Raw genomic sequence first — 11629 nt, 5'->3', positions numbered from 1 at the left:
GGCGTCTGCCCCGTAATCCAAGGACACGGCGTTTCGCGCACTGGATCAATACGGCTTGTCATTGATGTGCACGCTCGCTAACGATCGGCGATTCCTTCGATGTCGGGCGTGTACGGGTCCAGCAGCGACACGACGACCTTGCGCTCGCCTTCGAACGGGTTGCGGCCATGCGCGAAGCGCATGTTGTCGACCAGCAGGACGTCGCCTCGTTGCCACGGAAACGTGATCGCGCATTCGCGGAACGCGTGGCGGATCTGCTCGAGGTCGGCGAGATCGAATGGACTCCCGTCGCCATGGCAGGCATTGCGCGGAATGCGATCCTCGCCGAACAGGCTGACGATCGAACTGGCGAGCGATGCTTCCAGGTTCGAGATATGGAACAGATGGGCCTGATTGAAGAACACCCGCTCGCCGGTGACCGGATGGTAGGCCACGCCCTGGTTGATCTGCGCGGTGCGCAACGTGTCGTCGTCGAGCCATTCGAGCGCGATGCCGTTATCTGCGCAGAAGGCTGCAACCTGGTTGCGGTCGCTGGTCTGGAACACGGTCTCCCACGGAATGTCGACGTGCCGTCGGTAGTGCCTGACATAGCGGACCTGTCTCGCCTCGAAGTGATCCAGGATGCGCGGTCCGATCCTGCGGCTCACCTCCCGCATGTCGGCAATCGGCGTTTCGCCGCCGGTCGCGGCCGGCGTCAGGCAACAGAAGGCCACTCTCAGCGGCCAGCTTCGTTGATACGCGTTTTCGCAATGAAGGGCGATCGTCTCGCTCGGCGGATACTCGGTTGCGGTGAAGATGCCGTTGCCGATCGAGGTGCGCGGCGTGGAACGGTAGACGTAGTCGGACTGATGGGCCGAAATCGCGTGAGCAAACGCTTCGAAGCCGCCCACGGATGAAACGTCGAAGCCACGAAACAGGAGTGCGCCGTGTTCCAGAAGCCGGGATTCGAGTGCCGCCCGGTTGTCGTTCACCGCCTGCGCCAGATCGCGTCCATTCGATACAGGCTCCAGCAGCCACGGCGAGCTTCCCTCGGCAAGCAACTTGCGTTCCGTCATGCCCAGCATCGTCAATAGTCCTTTCCTGTACGTGGATCACGGCGAAGCCGAACGGGGCGGCCCGCGTGGTCGCGCCGCGGCGCGGCTATGAACGGCAGGCCGTTTCCACGGCATGCTCGAAGCGATTGAGAATGTCGTGGATGTCCGCTTCCGAAACGATCAGCGGCGGCAGGAACCGGAGCACCGCGCCGTTGCGGCCGCCGGTTTCGACGATGAGCCCGTTTCGCAGGCAGTTCTGCTTGATGGCTCTTGCCCGTTCCGTGTGGGGCGGGCCGGCTCGGCCGTGGGTGCCGGGCACGACGACTTCGGCGCCGATCATCAGGCCGCGGCCGCGTATCTGGCCCAGGCAGGGGAAGCGTTCGGCAAGCTCCTCGAGGCCGGCAACCAGGAGTTTGCCGACCCTGTCCGCGTGCGCCGACAGATCTTCTCTCTCGACGATGCGCATGGTCGACAAGCCGGCCACCATCGCAATCTGGTTGCCTCGAAAGGTGCCGGCATGCGCGCCGGGCGGCCAGGTGTCCAGGCGCTCGTCATAGACCACCACCGATAGCGGATAGCCGCCGCCGAATGCCTTCGACAGCACCAGTACGTCCGGCCGGATGCCGGAATGTTCGATCGCGAACAGGGCGCCGGTGCGACCGAGTCCGGTCTGCACTTCATCGACGATCAACGGGATTTCATGCCGCAGCGTCAGCTCGCGCAGCTCGATCAACCAGGTGTCGGGAGCGGGGATGCAGCCTCCTTCGCCTTGCACGACTTCGACGATGATGGCCGCCGGCTTCGTGATCCCGCTCTCGGGATCGGACAGGACGGTCCGGATGTAGTTGATGCTGAGTTGATCGGTCGCCGAGCCGTCGGTGCCGAACGGGCAGCGAAAGGCGTAGGGATAGGGCAGGAAATGAACGTCGCGTCCGTTGCCGCCGGCCGACTTGGGCGTGAGGTTTCCCGACGCGGCGAGTGCGCCGGACGTCATGCCGTGGTAGGCGCCGTGGAACGCCATGATCGTCGGCCGGCCGGTATAGTGCCGGGTCAGCTTGATCGCCGCTTCGACGCCATCCGCGCCACTGGGGCTGCAAAACTGGATCTTGCCGGATTCGGCGATCTTCCCGGGCAGGAGCGAGAAAAGCTGCTCGACGAATGCGTGCTTGGCCGGCGTCGCCAGATCGAGTGCCTGTTGCATCTGATCGGACGACAGAAACCGCATCACGGCTTCATTGACTTCCGGGTGATTGTGTCCGAGCGCGAGCGTGCCCGCATTCGACAGGCAGTCGATGTATTCCTGCCCGTCGGCGTCGCGTACGCGTATGCCCTTCGCATGGGTGAACAGCCGCGGGAAGGAGGTCGCGTAGGTTCGCGCGTTCGATTCGACCTGCTTCAGATACTCGAGTTTTTCCATGCGCGCAGATCCGGCTTGCAAGGCGGATTGATGGACACTGGCGCACGAGAATCGCTTCATCCTGGCCAATGGTGTTAACGGTACGACCGGATTGGAGCATGGTCTCCGTATCGCGTCTGTCACGTAAAAATGGGACATCGGCCATGCGACGTCACCACGTCATGCCGTTGCCTTCCGATCATCGAAGCGGTTTCCGGGCGCGACGTCAGGCAGCGAGGGTCGAGCAGAAATAATCGATGGTCCGCCGGAGACCCGCTTCGAGCCCGATCGTCGGCTCCCAGTCGAGGTGGGTGCGTGCGAGGCTGATGTCGGGGCAACGTTGCGTCGGATCGTCCTTCGGCAGCGGACGGAATACGAGCCGCGACTTCGAGCCGGTCAGGCGCAAGATGATCTGCGCCAGTTCGCTGACCGCGATCTCGTGCGGATTGCCGAGGTTGATCGGGCCGATGAGCTCCGCGGGCGTGGCCATCATCCGGATCAAACCGTCGACCATGTCGTCGACATAGCAGAATGCCCGGGTCTGGCTGCCGTCGCCATACAGCGTGATGTCCTCGCCCCGCAGCGCCTGCACGATGAAGTTGGACACGACGCGGCCGTCGTTGGGATGCATGCGCGGCCCGTACGTGTTGAAGATGCGTACCACCTTGATTCGTACGTTCTGCTGGCGGTGATAGTCGAAGAACAGGGTCTCCGCGCAACGCTTGCCTTCGTCGTAGCAGGCGCGCGGCCCGAGCGGGTTGACGTTGCCCCGGTAACTCTCCGGTTGCGGATGCACATCGGGGTCGCCGTACACTTCGCTCGTCGACGTTTGCAGAACGCGTGCATGCGTGCGCTTGGCGAGTCCGAGCATGTTGATCGCGCCCATCACACTGGTCTTGGTGGTCTGCACGGGATCGAATTGATAGTGGATGGGCGAAGCCGGGCAGGCGAGGTTGTAGATCTCGTCCACCTCCACGTACAACGGAAAAGTGACGTCGTGGCGCAGCGCCTCGAAGCTCGGGTTGCCGAGCAGCGCAGCCACGTTCTGCTTCGTGCCGGTGAAATAGTTGTCGACGCACAATACGTCGTGACCGAGTTCGACGAGACGCTCGCAGAGATGCGAACCGAGGAAACCCGCGCCACCCGTTACGAGGATTCGCTTTCGATTACGTTGCACAATTGCACTCCAAGTATCGCGCGCAGGGAAGCGACGCGGCCTCCCCGCATGCTTGGCCGGCCCGCGGCACCGGCAGGGGAGCGGATCAGGCGCGCGGGCGTTTGCATTCGACGATCACGGCGCCGGCCGGCACGCCGATCGCGAGGATCGGCCCGTCATGCCTGCAGTGCGCTCGACGCGGCGTGCTCCGGGCGCCGCATGCGCGCCGCGATGATGCCGGCCATCGTTCGCATTTCGTTTCTCAAAAAGAAATGATCCCCTTCGATGACGTGAAAATCGAAGCGCCCGGTCGTCGCGGCGCCCCAGCCTGCAACGGCATCGACGGGGATCTCTTTATCCGCCCGGCCCGCGAACGCGGTGATGTCCACCGCCAGCCTGGGCCCGGGCACGGGCCGGTGGTTTTCGATCATCGTGAAATCCGCACGCAGCGCCGGCATCAGCAGCGCCATCAGTTCGCTGTTGTCCAGCACCGCCTTCGGTGTGCCGCCCATTTCGCGCAGCGCATCGATGAAGGCGCGGTCGTCCAGCGCCTGCATGCGCCGATCGTGGCGCTCCTTGCCCGGTGCGGCACGCGCGCTCACGAACAGATGCCGCAGGTTCGGTCGTGCGTGGGCGGGAAGCCGCAGGGCCAGTTCGGCCGCAATGGCCGCGCCCATGCTGTGTCCGAGCAGTGCGAAGGGACGATCGAAGCAGTCGTCCAGGTCGCACAGCAACGTGTCGACCAGCGTCGCCATGTCTCGGACGGCAGGCTCGGACAGGCGGCTGCCTCGGCCTGCAAGTTCATGACGGCACACTTCGATGCCGGGTAACAAGGCTTGCAGCGCGCGATAGACGGCGGCCGAGCCGCCCGCATAGGGAAAACAGATCAGACGCATGCGAGCGGGTACTCGAGCGGCTTGTTTGCTGCCGGCGCACAGGCGATCGCGCTGTGGAAATTCATGTGTTCGGCGTTTTTCACCATTCAAGTTCCAGATCCGGTTGGGCGTGAGTTAAACACGAGGCTGCGTGGATGTATGTCGTAGGAAGAGGGGACGCGTCGTCGGCCATGTCGAAGCCGTTTCTCTCTGAATGGAGCCCGGCGCAGACACGGTATCGGCGAATACAGATGCGCGGGAAATCGCGACGCATCTGAGTGTGTCGAACGATGCGCTTCGTCTTTAGAATGGGCAGCGAGCATGGCGAGCCATCAGAATTGCGGCATCCGATGGTGCCGCCGCGCTACCCGATAAGTTGGAGACATACGATGCAACACCGTCAGAAAGCCGTCCCGACCCAGCAAGTCGCGAACGAGCGCGTGATCGTCACCGAATGGCGATTCGCGCCCGGCGCCGAGACCGGCTGGCATGTTCACCGGCATGACTATGTCGTGGTGCCGCAAACGGACGGTCAGCTTCTCCTCGAAACCGCACAAGGCAACCGCGAGTCGCAATTGCACGCCGGGCGCAGCTATGCGGGGCTGAAGGGCGTCGAGCATAACGTCGTCAACGCGACGGACCACGAAGTGGTGTTCGTCGAAGTCGAGATTCTCTAAGGGGCGTCAGGCCCCGCGAGCAAGGCCACGACAGGGAGCAGCAGGATGAAAATGACCGACATCCCGTTTGGCACGACCGACTGGCGCACCGTTGAACCGACCGAGCACCGCGGAGAACGCGGGGTCGCGCGCTGGCGGACGATGCAGTTCGGGGAGATTCGCGTGAGGCAGGTCGAATATTCGGCCGGTTACCTGGCCGACCACTGGTGCGTCAAAGGCCACATCCTGTACTGCCTCGAAGGCGAGTTGCTGACGGAGCTCGATGACGGGCGACGGTTCACGCTACGCCCGGGCATGAGCTACCAGGTTGCCGATCATGCCGAAGCGCATCGATCGTCGACCACGACAGGCGCCAAGTTGTTCATCGTCGATTGAAGCGGCAGCGGGTTCCCGCGGAGCCCCTTTTTGCCAACAGAGGGCGCGCGGCGCACAATACCCGCGGAAATCTCTTCGGAGGCTGCCCGACATGACCAGGTTCCAGCCCGATGGATGGCACACCGTCACGCCCCGGATCGTCGTGCCGGATCCGCACAATCTGATCGGATTCATCCGGACGGTTTTTCACGCGCAGGGCGAATACCGCCCGGGGTTGCCTGCGGAAATCAGGATCGGTGATTCGGTGTTGATGATCAGCGGGGAAGATGGCCTGCGTGAGCCGATGCCGGCATTTCTGTACGTGTATGTCGAGGATGCCGACCTGACCTATAGGCGGGCGCTTGCAGCGCAGGCAACGCCGCTCGAAGCCCCGGCCGACATGCCATACGGCGACAGGCGGGCGATGGTGAAGGATCCGTGGGGGAATCGATGGCAGATTGCCACGCATCTGCGCGACCTCTCGACCGACGAGATCCGTTCAAGGCTGGCCAACGGCGGCTAGTTGCCCGTCGAGGCGCGTCGAGCGGCTCGAATGCGTCGTGATGCGCACGACGCTCGCGAAAATCCGCCGAGGCGATCGTTGGCACGGCTTGGGGCGAAAATCGGGCGCATTCATCCCCGTGCCCCTGTCGCAATCGTCAAGATTCGCGTCGCATATCGGTAAAACCTCCCCGTTCCCGCCGCCGTTAACCCGTTCGCAGCCCAAGCGCCCCGTGTTGCGACGCGGCGCGCGTCTTTCGTGATCCGGAATCCACATCCGCCGCTGGCCGCGCCCGGCCGGCGCAAGGGAACGTCATGCGAAAACAACTCACTATCCGTGGTGGTCTCGTCGCGACCATTGCCGGCTATACCATGCTGCTCGTGCTGGTGGTCGGCGCGAGCATCGCGGCCCTCTATATGGGCAACGGTTCGCTCGAGGCAATGTACCGCGACGACACCGCGTCGCTGCTGCACCTGAAGACCGGCTCCGAGCGCATGCTCGTACTGCGCGAACGCATGAGCGACGTCGCGCAGATCATCAGCGCCGGCCACTCGGGCAAGGAAGAAATCGCGAAACTCCGCACGCTTCTCAAGCAGAGCAACGACGAACTGGATGCCTATGCGGGCCTGCATGCGCGCAACGCCGACGAGCAGGCGCTGTTCGACACGCTGCAGAATCGCCGCCGGGCGTTGCTCGACGGCGTGTTCCTGAAGGCGCTCTCGCAACTCGACGGCGACGACGGTTTCGGCTTCCTCGACACGCAGCGTACCGCGCCGCCCGCGCTGTTCGCCGCCTACCAGGAGGCGATCGATGCGCTCGAGGCGTTCCAGGTCGCGCGCGAAAAGGCGCGCTACGACGCGGCCGGCGTGCAGTTCCACCAGATCGTGTGGGGGATGGCGGCGGTCGCGGCCTTCGCACTCGTCGTCGGCTTCCTTGCGCAGCGCGTGCTCGCGAAGGCGATCATCGAGCCGATCAAGCTCGCGGTCGGCCAGTTCGAGAAGATCTCGAAAGGCGACCTGACCGGAACGGTCGTCGTGCCCGGCGAGAACGAGATGGCCTATCTGCTGCATGCGCTGAAGCGGATGCAGGACGGCCTCGTCGTCACCGTGAACCAGGTGCGCGCGAGCACGGAGACGATCGTCGGCGACGTCCGCACGATCGCGAGCGGCAACGTCGACCTGTCGGCGCGCACCGAGCAGCAGGCCGTCTCGCTGCAACAGGCGGCGGCGAGCGTCGAGCAGCTGACGGCGGCCGTGCGCCAGAACGCGGACAACGCACGCGATGCGCGCACCTATGTCGAAGGCGCGGCCGGCATCGCGTCGCGCGGCGGCGAGGCGATGCAGCGCGTGGTCGAGACGATGTCGGCGATTTCGCTCAGTTCCACGCGGATCTCCGGGATCGTCGGCGTGATCGAAAGCATCGCATTCCAGACCAACATCCTTGCATTGAACGCTGCTGTCGAAGCCGCGCGCGCCGGCGAGCAGGGGCGCGGCTTCGCGGTCGTCGCGACGGAAGTGCGCGGGCTCGCGCAGCGCTGCGCGTCGGCGGCGAAGGAGATCCGCGAACTGATCGGCCATTCCGCGCAGCGTGTCGAAGACGGCAGCGGCCTCGTCGCACTGGCCGGCTCGGCGATGGCCGAGCTCGTCGCGGCGGTCGAGCGCGTCAACATGATCATGAGCGAAACCGGCCAGGCGTTCGAGGAGCAGGCGTCGGGCATCGAGCAGGTGAACGCCGCGGTCATCCAGATGGAGCAGACGATGCAGCGCAATGCCGCGCTGGTCGAGGAGGCCGCGGCCGCGGCGCTGTCGCTCGACGAACAGGGCGCGCGGTTGAGTGCGGCGGTTGCGCAATTCCGTCTGCGTGACGAGGCGCTCGCTTGATGCATCGATGCCGGCGCCGGTGCCGGTGCGGGATCGTCGGGCAGGACGGGTGTCCGACACGGTGCATCGGTGTCGAAGCGGCACATTTCCGGTGCGGACTTCCCGACTGCCGACGCCGATGCGATCGATGCGCCGGCGCCGGTGGAGCACACAATCTGACGATCGCCGAACCCGATGCGATGCTGTCTGCGTGCAGCGCCCGCGAGGCGGCACCGCGCCGCCGCGATCCTTGCCGGTAAAGGCGGGCCGGCGATTTCTCCGACGTTCTCCACAGGGTTATGCACGGAAATTGTGGATAACTCGAGGTGGATGAACGACAGTCGAAATTCCCGCGCGCGCGTGCCGCAATGCGACATCACATACTGCGAATTGCTTTGCTGGATTGATCGTTTAGTGGCGGTCGCGGAAGGGAATAGCATGAAGCTCCCTCTCGATTGGCTGCCGTATGCGCGGCCAGTCATTGCGACCGTATCGGCCCGACATGACGACACTGAACGACTATCTCGAACAAAAGCGCGACGCCTGGCTCGCGAAAAAGGAAGCCGCCCGCAGCAATCCGGAACTCAGGGCCACCCCGCTGAAAGCGACCGTGCGCGCGCTGGGCCGCAGCGGCGTGCGGGAGATCCGCATTCGCGACTTCCAGGTGATCAGCGACAGCCCGCCCGATTTCGCGGGCTACAACCTCGGGCCGGCATCGCCGGAGCTGCAGCTCGGCGTGCTGGGCAGTTGCCTGACGCACATCACGCTGATTCAGGCCGCGGAGCGCGGCCTGAAAATCGACTCGATCGAGGTCGAAGTGACCGGCGACCAGCATCCGCTCGCGCAGCAACCGGGTTTCGAGCATGTGCCGGTGTTCCCGCACAACCTTCGCTACACGCTCGATATCGTCTCGCCCGAACCGCCGGAGTCGATTCGTGCACTGCATCAGGCAGTCGAGGCCGTGTGCCCGATCTTCAACCTGCTGCGACTGCCGCAGACGATCGACGGCGAGTTGCGGCATACGCACGGTTGAAGTGCGCCGGTGCACCGGTACGTTGCAGCCTGTCACTCCGCTGCGGGGTGAGCGGGCGCGCGAGTTTCCGCGCACCGATCGAGACTCCGGTACGACTGCGACTCTTGTCGCGCCCGTATCCGATGACGGATGCGTCGCCCCGGCGCTGAACGCGTGCCGAATCGAGGCCGGTCGACGCCGGTCGTGAATCGGCCGGCGCGAAGTCAGGCCTCGGAGGCCTGAACTCGGAGGCCTGAAGGTCGTGCGTTCGACGCTTCGTCTCGTCGGCGCGATCCTGAAGCTGCTGGAATGCGTCCAGCAATCCGCGATTGAACATGCACGCTGCCGCTAGGCGCGGACGCCGGGCAACTTAATGACGCGGGCCGATTAATTTATCGGTTTATATCGCTTGGGATAACCGGAACGGGAGCACAGAATGCGTGCTGCCGGAACGTGATGGCGTGGCGTGTCGAGCGGTGCCTGGCTGCACACGGCCTCTGTCGATCGCGAAGCAATACGCGCGACTTCCGGCTCCATGCGGACCTCGCCGGTCATTCGGCGAAAAACTAAGGAATGCGATGAGTTCGATCGATCTGAACGCCGTCACCCCGGTTTCCTCACCCATTCGTTCGGCGAGCGACGTCGCGCGACTCATCAACACGGTGGACAGCTCGGTCAGCCATGCCCGAATGATCGTGCTGCTGGCGCTCGGCGGCGTCTTTCTCGATGCGTACGACCTGACGACGCTGTCCTACGGGATCGACGACGTGGCGCGCGAGTTCGGCCTGACACCGGCGCTAACCGGGCTGGTCGGGTCGGCGATCATGATCGGCACGATCTTCGGCAGCCTGATCGGCGGATGGCTGACCGACAAGATCGGCCGCTATCAGGTGTTCATGGCCGACATGCTGTTTTTCGTGGTCGCGGCGATCGCGGCCGGGCTGGCGCCGAACGTCTGGGTGCTGATCGGCGCGCGCTTCGTGATGGGGCTCGGTGTCGGCATCGACCTGCCCGTCGCGATGGCGTTTCTCGCGGAATTCTCGAAGTTCAACGGGCGCGGCAACAAGGCGTCGCGGCTCGCGGCGTGGTGCCCGATGTGGTACGTGGCGTCGTCGGCCTGCTTCCTGCTGATCTTCGGGCTGTATTTCCTGTTGCCCGCCGAGCATGCGGGATGGCTGTGGCGCGCGTCGCTGATCTTCGGCGCGGTGCCGGCCCTCGTCATCATCCTGTTCCGGAACCGGTTCATGAACGAATCGCCGCTGTGGGCCGCGAACCAGGGTGACCTGGCCAACGCCGCGCGGATTCTGCGCGAGTCGTACGGCATTCATGCACACGAAGCGGAGGACGCCCGACGCGCGCCGAGCCAGCCACCCGTGCGCATTCGCGTGCTGTTCCAGCGCCCGTACCTGGGGCGCACGATCGTCGCCAGCGCGATGAACCTGTGCATTCCGTTCGAATACACGGCGATCGCGTTCTTCCTGCCGTCGATCCTGTCGCAGTTTCTCGGCGCGGGCGTGTTCGAAACGATCGCGGCGTCGCTGGCGCTGAACGTGCTGTTTGCGTTCACCGGCGGCTTGCTGGGCATGCGCCTTGCCCATCGCCATGCGTCGCGGCATGTCGCGATCGCGGGCTTCGCGCTCCAGTTCGTCGCGCTCGTGGCGCTCGCGCTGGCAGGGCATCCGCACGGCGCACTCGCGATCGGCTTCGTGCTGCTGATGCTCGGCACCTGGCTGTTCGCCGAAGGGTTCGGGCCAGGTGCGCAGATGATGATTTATCCGACGCTGTCGTATCCGGCGGCGATTCGCGGCACCGGCGTCGGCTTCGGGCGTTCGCTGTGCGGCATCGGTCAGGCGCTCGCGCTGTTCGTGCTGCCGATCCTGCAGGCGCGGCTCGGCACGGACATGTTCTGGGTCGTCGCGATCAGCGCCGCCACGCCGATCGTGTTCCTGTTGATCGTGCGTTACGAGCCGACGGCGCGTGACATCGACGACGATGGTGTGTGAATGCGACGGGGTTGCGTATCGTCCGGGAAGCGGGCGCGCTTTCTTTAGTTCACACGTCGTTGTTGCGCCAATATCGATGTGTGAGTGCTGCGATGGGGTCTGCGGGCCTGTCAGTAATTTCGTGCGTCAAGCAAGGCGGGCAATGTGCCAGCCTTGCCATTAGACAGATTTAGCTTTCTTGCGGTTTGCGCCAGTCGTCGGAGGCTTCCGTGCCGGCGATGGCGTGAGTCCAGGTGATCTTGCGGTAGGCCATGGCGACCTTGATCAACTGGGTGTACTCGGCCTTGCTCGGATCCTGTGCGTGCGGCAGCGCGGCGTTGATGTTGACGATCGTGGCGTCTTCCAGCTTGGTCGTGAAGAAATGCTCCTGCTTGCCTTCGGTCGAGGTGCGGTACCACTTCACTTCCACTTCGGGAAGCATCTCGCCAGAGGCCAGCGCTTGGTACAGCAGCGGAGTAGCCTTGTTCAGCGGCGCGGTGAAGGTGAACGGCTTGTGCACGCGCTGGCCGGACGGCTGGCCGCTCTGCGGATCGGTGGGCGTCGCGATCAGGTGCTCGATCTCCTGGACCAGGATCTGGTCTTCATGGCCTTCCTGGTACACGTTGCCGACCGAATCGGCGGTGAAGGCGCCCTTGGTGATATTGCCTTGGGTCTTGCCCTGAATGCTGATATAGGCGGGTGTAGGCATAGCTTTTTGCTCCGTTTTGTAATGGCGGGCCCCATGGCCCGATGCGCCATCAGTGATAGCAATACCCACAACG

Annotated in this window: 11 protein-coding genes; 6 read left to right on the top strand and 5 right to left on the bottom strand. The window is 64.4% G+C overall.

Going from position 1 to position 11629, the window contains the following annotated elements; all coding sequences use genetic code 11:
- Positions 1 to 77 precede the first annotated feature (77 nt).
- From C5O79_RS01410 to C5O79_RS01395, 4 genes are all read right to left on the bottom strand, one after another.
- Complete coding sequence (locus tag C5O79_RS01410; protein ID WP_236862428.1) at positions 78 to 1055, bottom strand: TauD/TfdA family dioxygenase; 978 nt, start codon at positions 1053 to 1055, stop codon at positions 78 to 80.
- Between the two features lie 85 nt (positions 1056 to 1140).
- Positions 1141 to 2451, bottom strand: coding sequence for a diaminobutyrate--2-oxoglutarate transaminase family protein (locus tag C5O79_RS01405; protein WP_046547111.1), 1311 nt, complete (start codon positions 2449 to 2451; stop codon positions 1141 to 1143).
- Between the two features lie 205 nt (positions 2452 to 2656).
- The gene (locus C5O79_RS01400) at positions 2657 to 3607 is read right to left on the bottom strand and encodes a UDP-glucuronic acid decarboxylase family protein (protein ID WP_122478230.1); all 951 of its coding nucleotides are present in this window, start codon (positions 3605 to 3607) and stop codon (positions 2657 to 2659) included.
- A 155-nt stretch (positions 3608 to 3762) separates the two neighbouring features.
- Positions 3763 to 4482, bottom strand: a complete 720-nt coding sequence (locus tag C5O79_RS01395) for an alpha/beta fold hydrolase (RefSeq protein WP_122478228.1) — start codon at positions 4480 to 4482, stop codon at positions 3763 to 3765.
- A 368-nt stretch (positions 4483 to 4850) separates the two neighbouring features.
- Between C5O79_RS01395 and C5O79_RS01390 the strand changes: the two genes are divergently transcribed.
- The 6 genes from C5O79_RS01390 (at position 4851) to C5O79_RS01360 (ending at position 10868) form a co-directional block, all read left to right on the top strand.
- Positions 4851 to 5138, top strand: coding sequence for a cupin domain-containing protein (locus C5O79_RS01390; protein WP_046547108.1), 288 nt, complete (start codon positions 4851 to 4853; stop codon positions 5136 to 5138).
- 45 nt (positions 5139 to 5183) lie between these two features.
- Complete coding sequence (locus tag C5O79_RS01385) at positions 5184 to 5513, top strand: DHCW motif cupin fold protein (RefSeq protein WP_046547107.1); 330 nt, start codon at positions 5184 to 5186, stop codon at positions 5511 to 5513.
- A 91-nt stretch (positions 5514 to 5604) separates the two neighbouring features.
- Entirely contained in the window at positions 5605 to 6015 is a 411-nt protein-coding gene (locus tag C5O79_RS01380; RefSeq protein WP_046547106.1) for a VOC family protein, read from the top strand.
- A 293-nt stretch (positions 6016 to 6308) separates the two neighbouring features.
- A complete protein-coding gene (locus C5O79_RS01375) occupies positions 6309 to 7874 on the top strand; it encodes a methyl-accepting chemotaxis protein (protein ID WP_131931062.1) in 1566 nt (521 codons plus the stop codon).
- Between the two features lie 481 nt (positions 7875 to 8355).
- Positions 8356 to 8886, top strand: a complete 531-nt coding sequence (locus C5O79_RS01370; RefSeq protein ID WP_124617791.1) for an OsmC family protein — start codon at positions 8356 to 8358, stop codon at positions 8884 to 8886.
- 557 nt (positions 8887 to 9443) lie between these two features.
- The gene (locus C5O79_RS01360) at positions 9444 to 10868 is read left to right on the top strand and encodes an MFS transporter (protein ID WP_131931061.1); all 1425 of its coding nucleotides are present in this window, start codon (positions 9444 to 9446) and stop codon (positions 10866 to 10868) included.
- 169 nt (positions 10869 to 11037) lie between these two features.
- Here the strand turns inward: C5O79_RS01360 and C5O79_RS01355 are convergent, their stop codons facing one another.
- Positions 11038 to 11556 (bottom strand): Hcp family type VI secretion system effector, encoded by a 519-nt coding sequence (locus C5O79_RS01355; protein WP_047853153.1) that lies wholly within the window; start codon positions 11554 to 11556, stop codon positions 11038 to 11040.
- Positions 11557 to 11629 lie beyond the last annotated feature (73 nt).

It is taken from the genome of Burkholderia sp. SRS-25, from assembly GCF_004343765.1.
Lineage (GTDB): Bacteria > Pseudomonadota > Gammaproteobacteria > Burkholderiales > Burkholderiaceae > Burkholderia > Burkholderia contaminans.
The sequence above is the reverse complement of the archived record's forward strand: the minus strand, read 5'-3'. Positions and strand labels throughout refer to the sequence as shown.

Coding starts and splice junctions, on each gene's coding strand:
- C5O79_RS01410 (WP_236862428.1), bottom strand. CDS start 1,055: ATGACGGAACGCAAGTTGCTTGCCGAGGGAAGCTCGCCGTGGCTGCTG.
- C5O79_RS01405 (WP_046547111.1), bottom strand. CDS start 2,451: ATGGAAAAACTCGAGTATCTGAAGCAGGTCGAATCGAACGCGCGAACC.
- C5O79_RS01395 (WP_122478228.1), bottom strand. CDS start 4,482: ATGCGTCTGATCTGTTTTCCCTATGCGGGCGGCTCGGCCGCCGTCTAT.
- C5O79_RS01390 (WP_046547108.1), top strand. CDS start 4,851: ATGCAACACCGTCAGAAAGCCGTCCCGACCCAGCAAGTCGCGAACGAG.
- C5O79_RS01385 (WP_046547107.1), top strand. CDS start 5,184: ATGAAAATGACCGACATCCCGTTTGGCACGACCGACTGGCGCACCGTT.
- C5O79_RS01380 (WP_046547106.1), top strand. CDS start 5,605: ATGACCAGGTTCCAGCCCGATGGATGGCACACCGTCACGCCCCGGATC.
- C5O79_RS01375 (WP_131931062.1), top strand. CDS start 6,309: ATGCGAAAACAACTCACTATCCGTGGTGGTCTCGTCGCGACCATTGCC.
- C5O79_RS01370 (WP_124617791.1), top strand. CDS start 8,356: ATGACGACACTGAACGACTATCTCGAACAAAAGCGCGACGCCTGGCTC.
- C5O79_RS01360 (WP_131931061.1), top strand. CDS start 9,444: ATGAGTTCGATCGATCTGAACGCCGTCACCCCGGTTTCCTCACCCATT.
- C5O79_RS01355 (WP_047853153.1), bottom strand. CDS start 11,556: ATGCCTACACCCGCCTATATCAGCATTCAGGGCAAGACCCAAGGCAAT.